Origin of the sequence: Dactylosporangium sp. CA-139114 (genome assembly GCF_050955725.1) — a bacterium.
In the GTDB taxonomy this organism is placed as follows: Bacteria; Actinomycetota; Actinomycetes; order Mycobacteriales; family Micromonosporaceae; genus Dactylosporangium.
In genome coordinates, this window is sequence record NZ_CP192080.1 from 3,908,756 (window position 1) to 3,925,792 (window position 17,037).

General features: G+C 74.3%; 17 protein-coding genes. 11 read left to right on the plus strand and 6 right to left on the minus strand.

The window, feature by feature from the left end; genetic code table 11:
- Positions 1–4: 4 nt before the first annotated feature.
- From ACQP2P_RS17790 to ACQP2P_RS17800, 3 genes are read left to right on the plus strand one after another with little or no spacing between them, the layout of a single operon-like run.
- Complete coding sequence (locus tag ACQP2P_RS17790; RefSeq protein WP_433617394.1) at positions 5–691, plus strand: GNAT family N-acetyltransferase; 687 nt, start codon at positions 5–7, stop codon at positions 689–691.
- A 51-nt stretch (positions 692–742) separates the two neighbouring features.
- Positions 743–1,975: an EAL and HDOD domain-containing protein gene (locus ACQP2P_RS17795; protein WP_433617396.1), complete on the plus strand. Its 1,233-nt coding sequence runs from the start codon at positions 743–745 to the stop codon at positions 1,973–1,975.
- A gap of 30 nt (positions 1,976–2,005) precedes the next feature.
- Positions 2,006–3,238 (plus strand): EAL and HDOD domain-containing protein, encoded by a 1,233-nt coding sequence (locus tag ACQP2P_RS17800; protein WP_433617398.1) that lies wholly within the window; start codon positions 2,006–2,008, stop codon positions 3,236–3,238.
- On the opposite strand, the gene ACQP2P_RS17805 is transcribed toward ACQP2P_RS17800, so the two are convergent.
- Positions 3,167–4,390 carry an MFS transporter gene (locus ACQP2P_RS17805; RefSeq protein WP_433617400.1) on the minus strand — a complete coding sequence of 408 codons (1,224 nt, stop codon included), beginning with the start codon at positions 4,388–4,390 and terminating at the stop codon, positions 3,167–3,169. The two genes, ACQP2P_RS17800 and ACQP2P_RS17805, sit on opposite strands and share 72 nt — an antisense overlap.
- 86 nt (positions 4,391–4,476) lie before the next feature.
- On the opposite strand from ACQP2P_RS17805, the gene ACQP2P_RS17810 reads away from it, so the two are divergent.
- Positions 4,477–5,469: a phosphatase PAP2 family protein gene (locus tag ACQP2P_RS17810; RefSeq protein WP_433617402.1), complete on the plus strand. Its 993-nt coding sequence runs from the start codon at positions 4,477–4,479 to the stop codon at positions 5,467–5,469.
- Here the strand turns inward: ACQP2P_RS17810 and ACQP2P_RS17815 are convergent.
- The gene (locus ACQP2P_RS17815; protein WP_433617404.1) at positions 5,453–6,319 is read right to left on the minus strand and encodes a Vgb family protein; all 867 of its coding nucleotides are present in this window, start codon (positions 6,317–6,319) and stop codon (positions 5,453–5,455) included. The two genes, ACQP2P_RS17810 and ACQP2P_RS17815, sit on opposite strands and share 17 nt — an antisense overlap.
- Before the next feature lie 157 nt (positions 6,320–6,476).
- Here ACQP2P_RS17815 and ACQP2P_RS17820 point away from each other — a divergent pair, with 157 nt between their 5' ends.
- Together ACQP2P_RS17820 and ACQP2P_RS17825 are read left to right on the plus strand one after the other, a co-directional pair.
- The gene (locus ACQP2P_RS17820; protein WP_433617406.1) at positions 6,477–8,192 is read left to right on the plus strand and encodes an ABC transporter substrate-binding protein; all 1,716 of its coding nucleotides are present in this window, start codon (positions 6,477–6,479) and stop codon (positions 8,190–8,192) included.
- Positions 8,193–8,230: 38 nt separating this feature from the next.
- Positions 8,231–8,434 (plus strand): hypothetical protein, encoded by a 204-nt coding sequence (locus ACQP2P_RS17825; RefSeq protein ID WP_433617407.1) that lies wholly within the window; start codon positions 8,231–8,233, stop codon positions 8,432–8,434.
- A 5-nt stretch (positions 8,435–8,439) separates the two neighbouring features.
- Here the strand turns inward: ACQP2P_RS17825 and ACQP2P_RS17830 are convergent, their stop codons facing one another.
- Together ACQP2P_RS17830 and ACQP2P_RS17835 are read right to left on the minus strand one after the other, a co-directional pair.
- Positions 8,440–9,333 (minus strand): aminoglycoside phosphotransferase family protein, encoded by an 894-nt coding sequence (locus ACQP2P_RS17830; RefSeq protein WP_433617409.1) that lies wholly within the window; start codon positions 9,331–9,333, stop codon positions 8,440–8,442.
- Positions 9,330–9,464, minus strand: coding sequence for a hypothetical protein (locus ACQP2P_RS17835; protein WP_433617411.1), 135 nt, complete (start codon positions 9,462–9,464; stop codon positions 9,330–9,332). The genes ACQP2P_RS17830 and ACQP2P_RS17835 overlap by 4 nt, the downstream gene beginning before the upstream one ends.
- Positions 9,465–9,693: 229 nt before the next feature.
- Here ACQP2P_RS17835 and ACQP2P_RS17840 point away from each other — a divergent pair, with 229 nt between their 5' ends.
- Positions 9,694–10,047, plus strand: coding sequence for a DUF1304 domain-containing protein (locus ACQP2P_RS17840; RefSeq protein WP_433617413.1), 354 nt, complete (start codon positions 9,694–9,696; stop codon positions 10,045–10,047).
- 36 nt (positions 10,048–10,083) lie between these two features.
- Here ACQP2P_RS17840 and ACQP2P_RS17845 read toward each other — a convergent pair whose 3' ends face one another.
- Entirely contained in the window at positions 10,084–11,127 is a 1,044-nt protein-coding gene (locus tag ACQP2P_RS17845) for a hypothetical protein (RefSeq protein WP_433617415.1), read from the minus strand.
- Between the two features lie 109 nt (positions 11,128–11,236).
- Between ACQP2P_RS17845 and ACQP2P_RS17850 the strand changes: the two genes are divergently transcribed.
- The 4 genes from ACQP2P_RS17850 (at position 11,237) to ACQP2P_RS17865 (ending at position 16,157) form a co-directional block, all read left to right on the plus strand.
- Positions 11,237–14,014, plus strand: coding sequence for a cellulose binding domain-containing protein (locus tag ACQP2P_RS17850; RefSeq protein WP_433617416.1), 2,778 nt, complete (start codon positions 11,237–11,239; stop codon positions 14,012–14,014).
- A 72-nt stretch (positions 14,015–14,086) separates the two neighbouring features.
- Entirely contained in the window at positions 14,087–14,788 is a 702-nt protein-coding gene (locus ACQP2P_RS17855) for a peptidylprolyl isomerase (protein WP_433617418.1), read from the plus strand.
- Positions 14,789–14,805: 17 nt separating this feature from the next.
- Positions 14,806–15,459, plus strand: coding sequence for a tyrosine-protein phosphatase (locus ACQP2P_RS17860; protein WP_433617420.1), 654 nt, complete (start codon positions 14,806–14,808; stop codon positions 15,457–15,459).
- Positions 15,459–16,157 carry an HAD family hydrolase gene (locus ACQP2P_RS17865; protein ID WP_433617422.1) on the plus strand — a complete coding sequence of 233 codons (699 nt, stop codon included), beginning with the start codon at positions 15,459–15,461 and terminating at the stop codon, positions 16,155–16,157. Before ACQP2P_RS17860 ends, ACQP2P_RS17865 begins: the two co-directional genes overlap by 1 nt.
- On the opposite strand, the gene ACQP2P_RS17870 is transcribed toward ACQP2P_RS17865, so the two are convergent.
- Positions 16,131–17,030: a hypothetical protein gene (locus tag ACQP2P_RS17870; RefSeq protein WP_433617423.1), complete on the minus strand. Its 900-nt coding sequence runs from the start codon at positions 17,028–17,030 to the stop codon at positions 16,131–16,133. The two genes, ACQP2P_RS17865 and ACQP2P_RS17870, sit on opposite strands and share 27 nt — an antisense overlap.
- Between the last annotated feature and the right edge of the window lie 7 nt (positions 17,031–17,037).

The window sequence follows — 17,037 nt, forward strand, 5'->3', positions numbered from 1 at the left end:
CACCGTGCTCGATCGGTTCCTGCGCGCGTGGCTCGGAAGCTGGCCGTCCCCCGGGGGCCTGCTCGTCGTCGGCAGTCCCCTGCGGGAGAAGCCCCGCTGGGACGGCGGGGAGCAGCGGGCCCTGGGCGTGACCGACGCGGGCGGCAACGGCGTGCTGTCCGTGCCGCCGTCCAGCCGCGACGCCGTCGCCGCGCTCGTCGCCGCCACCGCCCCGCGGGACCTCGAGGCGGCCCTCGGCGAGCACCTCCCGGCCCTCGTCGGGCGGCCCGGGCAGCACTGCTTCACCGGGGTGTTCCGCTGGAGCGAGGCGCCGGTGGCGATGGAGCCGGCGGGGGAGTGGGAGCCGTCGGACGGCCCGGGCATCCCCGACTGGCTGCGGCCCTTCCCCGGCGAGGTGCTCATCGCGCGGGAGCCGGGCACGGGGGAGTACCTGGCCGGCGTCGGGCTCAAGCCGCACGATCCGACCGGTGCCGAGATCTCCGTCGGCACCGAGGAGCGCGCCCGCGGCCGGGGACTGGCCCGGCGGCTCGTGACCCGGGCGGCCCGGCGGATCGTGGACGCCGGGGCGGTGGCGATCTACCTGCACGACCCCGCGAACACCGCGAGCGCCCACGTGGCCGACGCGTCCGGTTTCCCCGATCCGGGCTGGCGGATTCACGCCCTGGCCGAAGCCGCGTCACCGGCCGCGTAACGCTCCGGCGGAAATCCGCAGATCCCGGCCGGGCGGGTCGATGAGTGCGGTATGTTCCCCGCTTCCGGCGCCGTGCACGTGGGCCGCCAGCCGATCTTCTCCCGGGACGGCGACGTGCACGGGTACGAGCTGCTCTTCCGGGGCGACGCGGGCGCGGTCGACGCCGACGAGCGCGGCGCCTACGCCACGAGCCGGGTGCTCATCACCGCGTTCACCGAGATCGGCATCGAGCCGCTGTGCGGGCGCGGGCTGTGCTTCGTGAACCTGACCCGGGAGTTCCTGGTCGGGGACCTGCCGCTGCCGTTCGACGCCGAGCAGGTGGTCCTCGAGATCCTCGAGACCGTCGAGATCGACGACGAGGTCGTGGCCGCGGTCGCCGAGCTGGTCCGGCAGGGGTACCGCATCGCGCTGGACGACTACGTCTTCGGCCTCGGCCACGAGCCGCTGCTCGAGCTCGCCGCCTACGTGAAGATCGACGTGCTCGAGACCCCCGCGGAGGAGCTGGCCGCGACGGTGGAGCGGTGCCGCAAGTACGCCGGCGTGAAGCTCGTCGCCGAGCGGCTCGAGACCGCCGAACAGCTCGACCTCGCCCGGGCGCTCGGCTTCGACTACTTCCAGGGCTACGTCCTCGGCCGCCCGCAGGTCGTGAGCGCCGCCGCCCTGTCGCCGTCGCGGCTGGCCCGGGTCGAGCTGCTGAGCCTGCTCGTCGGCCCCAGCATCCCGCTCGCCCGCGTGGTCGGCCTCGTCACCAGCGATCCGGCCCTGAGCCTGCGGCTGATGGCGGCCGCGAACGCCGACTCGCTCGGCCTGCCGGTCAAGGTGTCCTCGGTCCACGAGGCCGTCCTGCTGCTCGGCGTCGACCGGCTGCGGGACTGGGCCACCCTCATGCTCGTCAGCGACCTCGAGGGCCCGGACGACCCCGGCACCCACCAGCTCTCGGCCGCGATCACCCGCGCCCGGATGTGCCAGAACATCGCCGGGCGGATGGACCTGCCGCCCGAGGCCGCGTTCACCGCCGGGCTCGTCTCCGCCGTCGCCGAGCTGCTCGGCCAGCCCGCCGCCGACCTCGCGCTGCGCCTGTCGCTCAGTCACGAGGTGACCGAGGCGCTCGTCGGCGGCACCGGCCCGCTCGGCGAGCTGCTCTCCCTCGTCGCCGCCTACGAGGCCTCCGACCTGCCGATGCTGCTGGCCGCGCCGCTGCCGGTGGAGGACACCGCGCGGGCCTACCTCGACGCCGTCGCCTACACCGGGCAGATCATCGCCCCGCGGGCCCGCCCGGCTTGAATTGGGCCCGGTGTGACCGATAGTGCTGGTGTGGACAGCATTATCGGTCACACCGGCCCCGTGCACATCGGCCGTCAGGCGCTCTACGACGCCCAGGGCCGCGTCGCCGCCTACGAACTGCTGTTCCGCGACGGCCCGCACGCCCACGAGGCCACCGTGCGCAACAGCGCCGCGACGAGCCGGGTCATCGTCGAGGCGTTCACCGCGTTCGGCATCGAGGAGCTGGTCGGGGACCGGCCGTGCTTCATCAACCTCACCCGGGAGTTCCTGGTCGGCGACCTGCCGCTGCCGTTCCCGCCCGGCCGCGTCGGGCTCGAGCTGCTGGCCGGCCTCGAGATCGACGACGAGCTCGTGGCGGCCGCGGCCGCGCTGACCGGGCAGGGCCACCGGCTGGCGATCGACGGCTACACCGGCGACCCGGACACCGCCCGGCTGCTGCCCCACGTGCACTACGTGAAGGTCGACATGCTCGCCGGGGACCGGCACGCGATCGCTCGAATCGTCGACCAGTGCCGGCGCATCCCGCGCATCCGGCTCATCGCCCAGCGGATCGAGACCCCCGAGCTGCTGGAGCTCGCGATCCGGCACGACTTCCAGCTGTACCAGGGCCACGCCCTGTCCCGCCCGCACCTGGTCACCACCCAGGCGCTGAACCCGACGCGGCTGGCCCGGGTCCGGCTGCTGACCGAGCTCGCGGCCGAGGACGTCGACCTGGACCGGGCCGTGGCCGCCATCGAGCGCGACCCGGCGCTGGCCGTGCGCATCCTGCGCGGGGTGAACGCCGCCGCCAACGGCCTCAAGCAGCCCGTCTCGTCGATCTTCCAGGCGGTCGTGCTGCTCGGCATCCCGCAGGTGCGCCAGTGGGCCACGCTCATGATGGTCGCCGACCTCGCCGACGGCGACGAGTCCCGGCTCACCGACGCCGTGGTGCGGGCGCGCATGTGCCAGACGGTGGCCGAGCGCCGCGGCGCCGGGCCGGGCCCGACGGCGTTCATGGTCGGCCTGCTCTCGGCGCTCGGCGACCTGATGGGCGGGCCGGTCGGCGCCCTGACCGGGCAGCTGCCGCTGACCGAGGAGGTCGCCGAGGCGGTCGTGCACGGCCACGGCGACCTCGGCGACGTGCTGCGCGACGTGCGCGCCTACCAGCGCGGCGAGCCCGTGCCGCGGTCCTGCGGGCCCGCCGGCGGCGACCTACACGGGGAACTCCTCGCGGCTCTGAGCTGGACGAACGCGTCGCTCGCGGAGCCGGAGCCGGCCGCCTGAGACCACCGCCGTGACCAGGCCCAGGGCGAGGGTCGCCAGCGCGCTCAGCAGCAGGGTGCGCTCGGCGCCGACGGCGGTCACCAGCGGGCCACCGGCCGCCGTGCCGAGCGGGACGGCGATCACGGTGATCGAGCCGAACGTGGCCAGCAGCTGCGGCAGGTGGTCCTTCGGGGTGGTGCGCTGGAACAGGGCCATCATCACCGGCATGTAGGGCGCCCAGCACAGCCCGGCGAGCGCGAACGCGGGCAGGCTCACGGCCGGCGGCGCGCCCAGGCCGAGCGGGAGCACCGCCAGGCCGAACGCGACGATCACCGGCCAGGGCGGCAGGCGGCGCACATATGGCGTGGCCAGGCCGCCCACGACCGCGCCGACGCCGAAGGCGGTGTAGAAGACGCCGAGCAGGGTCGCGGAGGCGTGCAGGTCGTCGGCCACGTGCAGCGGCAGCGCGACGTAGAACGGGCCGAAGACGAGGAAGAACGCGAACGTCACCAGGAGCGGGCCGGCCTTGTCGCGCCCGAGGCGCACCCGGGCGGCGCCGGCGGGCGGGGCGTCACCGGGCTCCGGCACGGCGAGGCGGTAGGTCAGCGCCAGCACCGCGAAGCTCGCCGCGTCGATCGCGAGGACCACGGCCGCGTCCGTCCAGCCGATGAGCAGGCCGGCCAGCGGCGGACCGGCGAGCGCGGCCGCCTCCGAGAGCGTCCCCATCACGCTGTTCGCGGCCAGGTGGTGCTCCTGCGGGACGGTTTGCGCGATGAGGGTGTACCGCCCCGCCGACCCCCACGCCGCGAGCAGCGACGACACCGCGAGCAGGGCGACGTAGAGCCCCGGCGTCAGCGCACCGGTCGCGTGGACGAGGACGATCGCGGCCAGGGCGCTCGCGCGCAGGATCGCGTTCCAGCCCGCGAGCTGGGCGCCGGGGCGATGCCGCAGGTACCGCCCCAGGACCGCGCCGCCGAGGGCGCTCGGCAGCGAGTACGCCGCCACCGCGGCCGCGACCCAGGCGCCGCGCGCCGGTTCCGGGGCGAGCTGCAGCGCCAGCCAGCTCACGGCGACCAGGGACATGCCGTCGCCGAGGGCGGAGACCGCGATCCCGGGCAGGACGCGCCGCAGCACCGGGTGGGTCACGACGGGCCAGTAGGGGGAGGAGCGCATGCCGTTCAGGTGACCCCGGGGTGGATCGCCGCCACAAGAGATATCGCGATGAGCGCAATTGGCGCGATTGGGTTATCTTGCTGGCCATGCGTGGGTGGCCTCTCGGGCTCGCCGCGTGGCTGCTGGTCGTGGCGGTCGCGCAGGGGGCCGGCGTCGTGGCGGTGTGGCGATTTTTCGTGCACAGCGAACATGGCCAGCTTCTGGACTACGTCGCCATCACCGGCAACAGCATCGGCCACGACCGCGTGGCCGGGCTGGTGCACGACACGCTCAGCACCATCTCCGTCGTGTCGGTCGCGGCGGCCACGATCGTGATCGGCTTCATCGCCCTGGCCCGCCGGCGGGTGGCCCTGGGCGTCGGCGCGGTGCTGCTCATCGGCGGGGCGAACGCGACCACGCAGGTCTTCAAGACGCTCATCTACCGCCCGCACCTCGGCGTCGACGTGGACCGGGTCGCGGCCGGCAACAGCCTGCCCAGCGGCCACACGACGGTCGCCGCGTCGGTCGCCGTCGCCCTGGTGCTCGTCGTGCCGCCCAGCACCCGCGGCCCCGTCGCGCTCGGCGGGGCCGTCGTCTCGGCCCTCGTCGGCGTGGCGACCCTGTCGGCGGGCTGGCACCGGCCCAGCGACGCGGTGGCGGCCCTGCTCGTGGTGGGCGCGTGGGCCGCGGCGGCGAGCCTGTTCATCCTCATCGCCCAGCGGCGCCACGGCGGGGTGCGCTACGGCGCGGCGAACAGGTACACCACCGTCTTCCTCGCCCTGGTCTCGGCCGGGCTGCTGCTCGGCGCGCTGTTCGCGCTGTGGCTGACCGACGGGGTGATCACGGAGGCGGTCGACGACCTGAGCCGGCGGCGGCTGTTCGTCGCCTACGCGGGCGGCGCGCTCGGCATCGCCGGCACCGCGGGCCTCGTCGTCGCGGCCGTCCTGGCCACGGTCCACCGGGTCGTGCCGCGGTGGGTGCCCGAGCCGGACGGCGACGGGCCCGATCCCCAGGCCGAGTCTCCGCTGCCGCTCGCGGAGCAGGTCACCGTCCGGCTGCCCCGCGAGGAGCCGACGACGCAGGTCACCGCGCAGGGCTGAACCGGGCGACCGAGCCGCGCTCCAGGGCGACCCACACGGCGCCGTCGGCGGCGACGGCCAGGCCGTGCGGCTCCGAGTCCGGGGTGGGCAGGTCGTAGGTCCGGATGCCGGTCCCGGCGGCGTCGACGTGGCCGAGGCGGCTGCCGGCCCACTCGGTGTACCAGCACCCGCCGGCCGGGTCGGCGACGATCGCGTGCGGGCGGGCGGCGCGGTCCGGCAGCGGGAACTCGGCGATCGTGCCGTCGGCGGTGATCCGGCCGAGCTGCCCGGCGCCGATTTCGACGAACCAGGCGGCCCCGTCGCCGGCGACCGTGATGCCGACCGGGGCGGCGCCCGGCGTGGGCAGCGCGAACACCTCCGGCTCGGGGGTCACGCGGGCGATCGCGTTGCCCTGGTTGAGGGTGCACCACACGGTGCCGTCCGGGGCCGCGGCGAGCATCGACGGCATCGCGCCCTCGGTGCCCAGCTCGAACGGGGTCGTCCCGCCGTCCGGGGTGACGCGCCAGACCCGGTCCGCGTCGAGCTCGCTCGTCCACAGGGCGCCGTCGGGGGCGACCGCCAGGCCGAACGGGGACGGCACGGCGATCGAGGACTGCTCGCCGTCCGGCGTGATCCGGCCGACCCGGCCGTCCCGGAAGCGGGTGAACCACAGCGCGCCGTCGGGGCCGGTCGCGACGATCGCCGGGCCCGCCTCCGGGTTGTTCAGCGGGAACAGCGTCACGTCGCCGCCGGGCGCGACGCGCGCGAGCCGGCCCGCGTGGATCAGGGTGCACCAGAGGGCGCCGTCGGGGCCGGCGGCGATGCCGTACGGCCCTCCGCCCTCCACGCCGATCTCGAACTCGCGCCACACGGTGCACCTCCGGAGTCGTCGGAGCGTCCAGTCTCGCGCGCCGGGCGGCCGCGGGGTGCGCGACCCCTCCCACCGGCGCGACCACCGCGGACCTCGAGTCTGACGGGAGCGACGGTCCGGACCACGGCGGACCGGAGCCATGACTACTCTGGGTAGTATGAGCCGTACGGTGCGTGTCGGTCTGTGTGCCCTTGTCCTGCTCCTCGGCGGGTGCGCCGGGCGCGCCCACGACACGGGGGCGGGCACGGCCGCGGAGGGGTTCGACGCGGGGCTCACCGCCGTGGTCAACCCGAGCGCCACGCCCGGCGGCACACTGCGCCTGGCCAGCGCCAACGACGTCGACTCGTGGGACCCCGCCCGCTCCTACATCAACGCCGTCTACAACCTCCAGCGGCTCTACGTCCGCACGCTGCTCACCCCGGCCGCCGAGCCCGGCACCACCGCGCTCGTGCCCGACCTGGCCGCCGACCAGCCGGACGTGTCGGGCGACGGGCTGACCTACACGTTCCGCCTCCGCGACGGCGTGAAGTTCGAGGACGGCACCCCGATCCGGGCCCAGGACGTCAAGTACGGCATCGAGCGCCTCTTCGCCCAGGACGTCCTGTCCGGCGGCCCGACGTACCTGATCGACCGGCTGGACCAGGGCCAGCACTACGCGGGGCCGTACCGGCAGGGCGACGGTCTGCGCTCGGTGACCACGCCCGACGACCGCACGATCGTGTTCCACCTCGCCGAGCCGTTCGCCGACTTCCCGTACCTGCTCGCGATGGGCGTCGCCGCGCCCGTGCCGCAGGCCAGGGACACCGGCGAGCGCTACGGTGACCTGCCCGTCGCCTCCGGCCCGTACCGCTTCGACAGCATCGACCCCGGGCGCAAGGTCGTCTGGGTGCGCAACGGCGCCTGGGACGCCTCGACCGACCCGGTGCGCAAGGCGCTGCCCGACCGCATCGAGCTCACCATCGGCACCGACCCGGCCGAGATCGACCGGCAGCTCTTCGACGGCGACCTCGACGCCGACGCGGGCCAGGGCGGCGTGCAGGCGGCGACCCAGGCCACGGTGCTGCTCGACGCCGGGCTCAAGGCGCACGCGGACCAGCCGACGACGGGGTTCGTGCAGTACGCGGCGCTGAGCACCAAGGTGGCGCCGTTCGGCGACGTGCACTGCCGGCGGGCGGTGCAGTACGCGGTGGACAAGGCCGCGGTGCGTACGGCGCGCGGCGGCGGGCAGATCGCGGGCGGCATGCTCCCGCCCGGCATTCCCGGCCACGACGAGGGGCTCGACCCGTACCTGACGAAGTCGGGCAAGCCGCAGCCGGACAAGGCCCGCGAGGAGCTCGCCCGGTGCGGCAAGCCCGACGGGTTCTCGACCGTCATCGCCACCACCGGCAGCCCGCGCTCGCTGAAGACGGCCGAGGCGGTGCAGGCGGCCCTCGCGAAGGTCGGGATCACCGCGCGGATCGACCCGTCCGACCCGTCGCTGTATGCCCGGTCCGTCGTCGGCAGCCCCGACAACGTGCACGCGAAGGGCTACGGGATCATCCTGTCGGCCTGGTCCGCCGACTTCCCGACCGGTTCCGGGTTCTACCCGACGCTGATCGACGGGCGGCAGATCCTGCCCAGCGGGAACAACAACTACGCCGAGCTCGACGACCCGTTCATCAATGAGCAGCTCGACAACGCGCGCACGGTCGCCGACCCGGTCCGCGCGGCCGGGATCTGGCAGCAGGTCGACGCCGAGGTGATGGACAACGCGTCGATGCTGCCGCTGCTGTACGACCAGGTGCTCAACTACCGCAACCCGCGCCTGACGAACGTGTTCGTGAACCAGTACTACGGCACCTGGGACGCGACCGCGCTCGGCGTTTCGCCGTGACAGGTTTGGCCGTGGCCGGGGCGGGATATCGGGTTGGTATGCCTGCTACAGATCGTCATGGAGTCCCGCGGGTCGACGAAGCGATCGACCTGCACACCATCCGCGACGAGGCCGAGGAGATCGCCGTGCCGGCGTTCGACTACATCGGCCAGACCGTGGACGCGGTCGTCGACGGGCTCATCGGCCACGGGCACGACGAGGACGTCGACACCGAGGACACGCAGGTCTCCGACGAGCGGTGACCCGGCTACGGGCACTGCCACGCGGACGCTGACAGCAACTGCCGGAGGTGCCTCGCGGGCCCTTCGGCATGGGCTGTGCCGTGCCCGTGACCGGGGTCGGCGGACAGGGCCCGGTGCCAGGTCAGCGCCCGGATGACGTTGCCCGCGATCCGGGCGCGGCGCAGATCCTGCCGCAGCTCGGCGCGCGGGGCCAGGTCGGTGAAGACCTCGAGGTACGCCTCCCGCGCCCGGTCGCCGGCGCCGCGCAGCGCGACGAGCATGGAGCCGAACGGGTGCCCCACGACGCTGTCGCCCCAGTCGTAGCAACGGCCGTCCGCGGCGAACACGTTGCCGGGGTGCAGGTCGGCGTGGTCGAGGCTCGCCGGCACGCGGGACCCGGCCAGGCCCGCGGCGATCTCGGCGAACCAGGCGCGCCGCGCGCGCACCTCCGCGACGCCGTCCACGAGGGCGAGGGCCTCGTCCAGCCGTCGCGGCAGCACCGAGGGCCGCATGTCGGTCACGCCGAGCGCGATGAGCTCGTCGGCGGCCGGGGCCAGGGCCCGCTGCAGCTCGGCGTAGCGGGGCAGCACCTGCTCGAACTCCTCCGGCGGGCGGTCCCGCAGGGTCTCGCCGCCGTCCGGCAGCAGCAGCCACCCCCGCGCCGGGTCGGCCGCGAGCGGGGCGAGCACGTGGTCCGGCGCGAGGCGGTGCAGGAGCGGGTACAGCGCCACCTCGAAGGCCGTGTCCGGCGCGGGCAGCTTCAGCCACACGGGCCCGCGGTCGGTCTCGGCGCGCATGACGGTGCCCCACGGCCGGACCCGGGGGACGGTCACGTCGCCGGTGCGGCGCCGCCCGGCGGCGGCGAGCCGGTCGTCCAGCCAGGCGAGGAGCTCCCGGTCGTCGCGGTGCGGGCCGGTCACGGCAGGGGGTGGGCGCGCTTGGCGATGTCGGCGATCGACGCGCCGCTCCCGCCCTCGGCGAACTCGTCGGCGGCGGCCGCGAGCAGCAGGCGGCGGTTGCGGGCGGCATCCGCGCGCATCGGGCGGGTCACGCGACCAAACTTACGCGCACGAAGTTGACCGTCCAATCCGCTTTCCCTGAGGCCGGGGGCGTCGGCACCACCGTCCTGCCGCTGCTCGCCGCGGCGGTGCGGCCGGCGGCCGGCTGTTCACGATCACGTTGCCGCCGCCGCCCGCGTTCGCCGACGCCGCCGCGGCCCTCACGCACTTCGCCCGGTGGCACAAGACCGGGAAGCCGGTCGTGCGGGTACCCTCGCTGACGTGAAGATCGCCGCCGACGTCCTCGTCGGAATCGTCGCGCTCCTGCACCTGTACTTCCTGGTGCTGGAGATGTTCCTGTGGACGGCCCCGCGGACCCGGGCGGCCTTCGGCACGACCGAGGAGTTCGCGGTCGCGAGCAAGGCGCTCGCCGCGAATCAGGGCCTCTACAACGGGTTCCTCGTCGCCGGGCTGGTCTACGGGCTCGTCGCCGGCAGCCTCGCGTTCCAGGTGTTCTTCCTCGTCTGCGTCATCGTCGCCGGCCTCTACGGGGCCGCGACCGCGAGCCGGCGCATCCTGCTCGTCCAGGCGCTGCCCGGCGCCCTCGCCCTCGCCGCGGTGCTCGCAGCCCGCTGACCCTGCCCGCCGGCGGCCTGCCGGCGCGGTGCCGGTCTAGCGCAGGTCGACCGACTTCCAGGCGTCGCCCTCGTGCCACCAGACCACGCCGGCCCGGGTCGCCGACACGCCCGTGTCCGCCGTCAGCGTCAGCAGCGCCGAGGTCTGCAGGTCGTACGCCACCAGCGCGCTGCGCTCGTCGCGGTAGGTGGTGAAGATCTCGTAGCGGCCCGCCACCGCGTTGTCCACCGTGATCGCGGTCAGGTCGCCGGGAATGCGCCGGCGGTCCGAGCCGTCCGGGTGGCGCGCGTCGAACAGGAACCGGTCGCCGGCCGCGGTCACCATCGAGCGGCACCAGACCGGCGTGCACACCACCTGCTCGGCGGCGGCCTTCGTGACCACCCTCCGCTCGCCGGTGCGCGGGTTGGCCAGGGTCAGCGGGGCGGTGTCGTCGACGGAGAGCAGCCACGGCCAGGTGGTGTGCCGGAACCGGCCCTCGAACGAGGTGGTCGTGACCGGGCCCCCGGTGACGGCGACGCTGCGCAGCTCGGTGCGGGCCCCGTCGTCGGGCGGGGCGGCGACCCAGTGCACGCGGCCGTCGGCGATCACGAGGTCGTACTCCGAATCGAAGAACACCGCGGCCCCCATGTCCCCGGTGAGCGAGACGGGCGCGGCCGGGCCGTCGAGCGGGGCGCGCCACAGCCGGGTCTCGTAGGCGCCGTCGGCCAGGGCGGAGCTCTCGGCCCAGTACAGCTGCCCTTCGGCGGCGGTGAAGCCGAGGAACTGCGCGTAGCGGCCCTTCGCCAGCCGGTGCAGCTCGCGGTCGCCGGCCTTGGCGCGCAGCATCAGGCGGTCCGCGGACCCGTCCGGCGTCGGCGCCGTGCCGACGGAGACCTCGGCGCTCGCGTAGAACAGCGGCGTGTAGTCGGCCCCGTCGGGGAGCTCGGCGCTGACGGACACCGGGGCGGCGAACGGGGTCGGCGCCGGTGCCGGTGCCGAGGTGGCCCGGGGCGCCTCCGGGCTTCGGTGCACGGTCGCCAGCAGGACACCGCCGGCCGTCAGCGCGACGGCGAGCGCGATCAACGGCCGCAGGTTGCTCATCCGGGCCAACTTAGCAACCGCGTGAGAGTTTCATCCTGTCGAAGCGCTTGACCAGCCTCCGACCTGGGGCGCGTTGACCCGCAAGAGTGGCCGATCCCACCATCCGCGCATGCCAATTGGACTCAACGGGACCAGACCGAAACGGCTCGGCGCCGCGGCCGTGGCGGCCGTGGCGGTCGCGGCCATCGGCGTCGCCGTCCAGACCGCCGTGCGGCCCGCCGATGCCGCTGCCGCCGACCCGTACGCCTTCAAGAACGTGCAGATCGAGGGTGGCGGCTTCGTGCCGGGCATCATCTTCAACCAGTCGCAACAGGGCCTGGTCTACGCCCGCACCGACATCGGCGGGGCGTACCGGCTCGACACCACCACCAACCGCTGGGTCCCGCTGCTCGACTGGGTCGGGCAGGACAACTGGGGCTACAACGGCGTCGTGAGCCTGGCCACCGACGCCGTCGACCCGAACAAGGTCTACGTGGCCGCCGGCATGTACACCAACTCCTGGGACCCGAACAACGGCGCGATCCTGCGCTCGTCCGACAAGGGCGTCACCTGGCAGACCACGCCGCTGCCGTTCAAGCTCGGCGGCAACATGCCGGGCCGCGGCCAGGGCGAGCGGCTCGCGATCGACCCGAACAAGAACTCGATCCTGTACCTCGGCGCGCCCAGCGGCAACGGCCTGTGGCGCAGCACCGACTCGGGCGTCACCTGGTCCAAGGTCACCGCGTTCCCGAACCCGGGCAACTACGCCCAGGACCCGAGCGACCCCAACGGCTACCTGACCGACAACCAGGGCATCGTCTGGGTCACGTTCGACAAGCGCACCGGCTCGGCCGGCAGCACCACGCAGACCATCTACGTCGGCGTGGCCGACAAGCAGAACACGGTGTACCGCAGCACCGACGGCGGCACCACGTGGTCCCGCCTGGCCGGGCAGCCGACGGGGTACATCGCGCACAAGGGCGTCCTGGACACCTCCGGCGGCTACCTGTACATCTCCACGTCCGACACCGGCGGCCCGTACGACGGGGCCAAGGGCGACGTGTGGAAGTACAACACCGCCACCGGCGCCTGGACGCAGATCAGCCCGATCCCGTCCAGCAGCTCCGACGACTACTTCGGCTACAGCGGCCTGACGATCGACCGCCAGCACCCGAACACGATCATGGTCGCCACCCAGGTGTCGTGGTGGCCGGACGCCATCTTCTTCCGCAGCACCGACGGCGGCGCGACCTGGACCCGGATCTGGGACTGGACGAGCTACCCGAACCGCAGCTTCCGCTACAAGATGGACATCACCCGGTCGCCGTGGCTCGACTTCGGCACCAACCCTCAGCCGCCGGAGGTCACCCCGAAGCTCGGCTGGATGAACGAGTCCGTCGAGATCGACCCGTTCAACTCCAACCGCTTCATGTACGGCACCGGCGCCACCATCTACGGCAGCACCGACCTCACCACCTGGGACACCGGCGGCCAGATCACCATCAAGCCGATGGCCCCGGGCCTGGAGGAGACCGCCGTGCTCGACCTGATCAGCCCGCCGGCCGGCGCCCCGCTGATCTCGGCCCTCGGCGACATCGGCGGCTTCCGCCACACCAACCTCGACGCGGTGCCGGCGGCGATGTTCAAGCAGCCGACGTTCACCTCGACCACCAGCCTCGACTACGCCGAGCTCAACCCGAGCGTCCTGGTGCGCGCGGGCAACTTCACCGACTCGGACCGCCCCAGCGACAGCCACGCCGCGTTCTCCACCGACGGCGGCGCGAACTGGTTCCAGGGCACCGAGCCGGGCGGCATCAACGAGGGCGGCACCATCGCGGCGAACGCCGACGGCTCCCGCTTCCTGTGGGCGCCCAAGGACAGCGCCGTGGTGTACTCCGTCGGCTACGGCAACAGCTGGACCCAGTCCGCCGGCATCCCGCAGAACGCGATCGTCGAGTCCGACCGGGTCGACCCGAACACGTTCTACGGCTACTCCGGCGGCTCGTTCTACGTCAGCCACAACGGCGGCGCCAGCTTCACCACCGCCGCGACCGGCCTGCCCACGACCGCCAAGTTCAAGGCCGTGGCCGGCGCGACCGGCGAGGTCTGGCTGGCCGGGGACACCGGCGGGCTGCTGCGCTCGACCAACGGCGGCGCGTCGTTCACGAAGCTCACCACGGCGACGGCGGCCCAGGCGGTCGGCTTCGGCAAGGCGGCGCCCGGCCGCACCAACCCGGCGGTGTTCATCGTCGGCCAGGTCGAGGGCAAGAAGGGCGTCTTCCGCTCCGACGACGCCGGCGCCTCCTGGCTGCGGGTGAACGACGACCAGCACCAGTACGGCAACATCGGCGAGGCGATCACCGGCGACCCGCGGATCTTCGGCCGCGTGTACCTGGGCACGAACGGCCGCGGCATCATCTACGGCGACCGCACCGGCCCCCAGCCGTCCTACTCGGCGTCGCCGTCGGCGTCCGGCTCCCGCTCGCCGTCCGCGTCGGCCTCCCCGTCGCGCTCGGCGTCGGCCTCCGCGTCGCCGTCGCGCTCGGCGTCCACGTCCCCGTCGGCCTCCTCGTCGGCTCCCGCCGGCGCGTGCAGCGTCGCGTACAGCGTGACGGGCCAGTGGGGCGGCGGCTTCCAGGCCGCGGTGAAGATCACCAACACCTCGTCCGCCGCCGTCAACGGCTGGACGCTGCAGTGGGCCTTCGCCAACGGCCAGACGATCACGCAGATCTGGGGCGGCGTGAACACGCAGTCCGGGGCGAACGTGACCGTCACCAACGCCGACTACACGAAGACCATCGCCGCCGGCGGGTCGGTGGACTTCGGGTTCCTCGCGAACTGGAACAACTCGGCGAACGCCAGGCCCACGGCGTTCAGGCTCAACGGCACCACCTGCTCCGTGAGCTGAGCCGACCGTCGCGTCGGACGCGCCGGTCCCCGTCGCGGGGACCGGCGCGCCCCGTTGGCATAGGGTGACGAGGTGACTGTGCGCCGCCGAGCCGTGACCGTCGTTGCCGCCGCCTCCCTGCTGCTGGCCGGGTGCGCCACGAAGACCGTCTCCTTCACGCCGGCCGAGGGCCGCGCGCTGTCCGCCGGGTCCCAGGCCCCGGCCCGGCCCGGATCGTGCGTCTACTCGCCGGGGGAGCCGAGCGCGAACGGCAAGGACCTCGGCACGCCGCCCGCCACCCCGAAGACCGGCCCGGCCACGATGCGGATCGCCACGAACCTCGGCACGATCGAGATCGGGCTCGACGGGGCCAAGGCACCCTGCGCGACCGGCAGCTTCGCCTACCTCGCCGAGCGGCACTTCTTCGACGGCAGCAAGTGCCACCGGCTCACCACCGAGGGCATCTGGGTGCTGCAGTGCGGCGACCCGGCCGGCACCGGCGCCGGCGGCCCCGGCTACCAGTTCGCCGACGAGAACCTCGGCGCCCCCTACAAGCGCGGCACGGTCGCCATGGCCAACGCCGGGCCGGGCACCAACGGCAGCCAGTTCTTCGTCAACTACAAGGACAACACGCAGATCCCGCCCTCGTACACGATGCTCGGCACCGTGACCAAGGGCATGGAGATCGTCGACCAGGTCGCCGCGGGCGGCATCGGGGCCGAGGATCCGGGCGCCGGCGGCGGCCGGCCCAAGACCGAGATCACGCTGCAGATGGTCACCGTCACCTATCAATAGCGCCTAAGGTGTCGGCCATGCGCCTGCACTGGCCCGACTGCCGCAACGTCCGTGACCTCGGCGGGCTGCCCGCCGCCGGCGGGCGCACCGTGCGCGAGCGCGCGCTGGTGCGGGCCGACTCGCTCAACCGGCTCACCGCCGAGGGGGTCGCGGCCCTGCGCGCGCACGGGGTCGTGCGCACCATCGACCTGCGGGCCGGCGAGGAGACCGCGCGGTGGCCCAGCGCGCTCGCCGGGGACGCGATGTACTGGCCGCTGCCCTTCGTCGACCCCGACAACGACCCGGCCCGGGACCTCGCCGACCTGGCGCCGCTGTCCGAGGTGTACCGGCTCAGCGTGATCGGCAACGCCCCGCGCGCCGCCGCCGCGGTCGCCGCCGTGGCCGACGCCCCGCCCGGCGCGGTGCTCGTGCACTGCGCCGCGGGCCAGGACCGCACGGGCATCCTGGTCGCGCTGCTGCTGCGGGTCGCGGGCGTGCCCGACGACGTGATCGCCGAGGACTACGCGTATTCCGCGGTCTGCCGCGACCGGCCCGGCGAGGCGGACCCGGGCACGATCCTGGCCGCCCTCGAGCGCGTCGACGAGCGGCACGGGGACGTGGACGCCTACCTGCTCGCCCACGGCCTGTCCGAGCGGCAGCTCGGCGCCCTGCGCGCCCGGCTGGTGGGCTGATGCGCGCGGTCGTCTTCGACTTCTTCGGCACGCTCACCGACCCCGGCATCGAGGCCGGCCGGCGCGACGCGGCCTACGTCACCGCGGCCGCGCTCGGGGTGCCGCCCGAGCCGTTCTGGACCGCGATGGGGACCTCGTTCACCGAACGCATCACGGGCCGTCACGGCGGCACCCGCTCGATCCTGGCCGAGATGGCCCGCCGCTGCGGCGCGGAGCCGGACGAGGCGAGCCTCGACGCGGCCGTCGAGGCCCATCACGCGGGTGCGGTACCGCTCTGGCGCCCCCGCCCCGGGGCGCTCGAGGTGCTCGCGGACCTGCGCGGGCGGGGGCTGCGCCTCGGGGTGCTCAGCGACTGCGGGGCCGAGCTGTGCCAGGGGTGGGCCGGGACGCCGTACGCGCCGCTCATCGACGCCACCGTGTTCTCGTGGGAGGAGGGCGCCCGCAAGCCGGAGCCGCGGCTGTACGCCACCGCCGCGCGGCGGCTCGGGGTGGCGCCGGGGGAGTGCTGGTACGTCGGCGACGGCGGCAGCCGCGAGCACCAGGGCGCCCGGGCGGCGGGCATGCGCCCGGTGCTCGTGACGAACGCGGGCTACCCGGGCGCGGCCGCGCACCGCGACGACCCGGACCCGTTCGTGCCCGCGGACACCGTCGACGACCTCGACGGCCTGTGGTCACTCGTGCTGCAGGCGGCTCGCTAGCTCGGCGGCCCGCTCGGCGAAGGCGCGCCACTGCGGCGGGGTCGCGCTGAGGTATCTGCGCGCCAGCACCGGCGTCGACGGGCGCTGGGTCCACTCGTCGAGCCGCCCCGCCCGCACCCGGAACAGCACCAGGATCCCGTCGGCGAAGCCGGCCGCCCGCAGCTCGGCGGGCTCCAGGGTCGCGGTGCGCTGGGGGCTGACGATCCAGTCCAGGGCCTCCAGCTCCTCGTGGATCTCGGCGGCCAGCTCGAACGAGAGGTTCGCCGAGGCCTTCTCGCGCAGCGCGATCAGGTCGTTGCGGGCCCGGTCCAGCTCGTCCGGCTCGCGCTCGAGGATGGCGCGGATCGAGGCGGCCAGGGCGTCGCGGTCCTCGGGGGTCACGCCGCGGGCGGCCGCCATGTCCCGCTCCGCGCCGGTCAGGCGCGCCCCGGTGTAGGCCAGCGGCCGGATGCGGTGCAGCGCCGAGACGGCGTTGCGGGCTCGCGCGCCGCCGAGGTACGGGCCGAAGCAGCCGGGCTTCGGGGAGTACAGAATCCGCAGCCCCGGCGCGTGGAGACCGTCGTCGAGTCCGATGTGGACGGTGGACTCCTGCCCGTCGCGGGCCCGGTTCCAGCGAGGCTTGCGCCGGCGCAGCAGGTTGCGCTCCAGCCACGCGGCCTCGTGCACCGAGTCGCACACGACCGCCTCGACGGCCGTGACGAGCGGGACCATCCGGCGCAGGCGGGGCCGGTCGCGCAGGTCCGACCAGTACGACGCCACCCGGGCGCGCAGCGACGTGGCCCGGCCGATGTAGAGCACCTTGCCGCCGGCGTCGCGGAAGCGGTACACGCCGGGCGCGGCCGGCAACCGGCGGACCGCGGCGGGCATGGACATGCTCCGT

Bases quoted from the DNA above. Each gene is read 5' to 3' on its own strand.
- ACQP2P_RS17795 (WP_433617396.1), top strand. From the start codon at position 743: ATGTTCCCCGCTTCCGGCGCCGTGCACGTGGGCCGCCAGCCGATCTTC.
- ACQP2P_RS17805 (WP_433617400.1), bottom strand. From the start codon at position 4,390: ATGCGCTCCTCCCCCTACTGGCCCGTCGTGACCCACCCGGTGCTGCGG.
- ACQP2P_RS17810 (WP_433617402.1), top strand. From the start codon at position 4,477: ATGCGTGGGTGGCCTCTCGGGCTCGCCGCGTGGCTGCTGGTCGTGGCG.
- ACQP2P_RS17820 (WP_433617406.1), top strand. From the start codon at position 6,477: ATGAGCCGTACGGTGCGTGTCGGTCTGTGTGCCCTTGTCCTGCTCCTC.
- ACQP2P_RS17825 (WP_433617407.1), top strand. From the start codon at position 8,231: ATGCCTGCTACAGATCGTCATGGAGTCCCGCGGGTCGACGAAGCGATC.
- ACQP2P_RS17845 (WP_433617415.1), bottom strand. From the start codon at position 11,127: ATGAGCAACCTGCGGCCGTTGATCGCGCTCGCCGTCGCGCTGACGGCC.
- ACQP2P_RS17850 (WP_433617416.1), top strand. From the start codon at position 11,237: ATGCCAATTGGACTCAACGGGACCAGACCGAAACGGCTCGGCGCCGCG.
- ACQP2P_RS17860 (WP_433617420.1), top strand. From the start codon at position 14,806: ATGCGCCTGCACTGGCCCGACTGCCGCAACGTCCGTGACCTCGGCGGG.
- ACQP2P_RS17865 (WP_433617422.1), top strand. From the start codon at position 15,459: ATGCGCGCGGTCGTCTTCGACTTCTTCGGCACGCTCACCGACCCCGGC.
- ACQP2P_RS17870 (WP_433617423.1), bottom strand. From the start codon at position 17,030: ATGTCCATGCCCGCCGCGGTCCGCCGGTTGCCGGCCGCGCCCGGCGTG.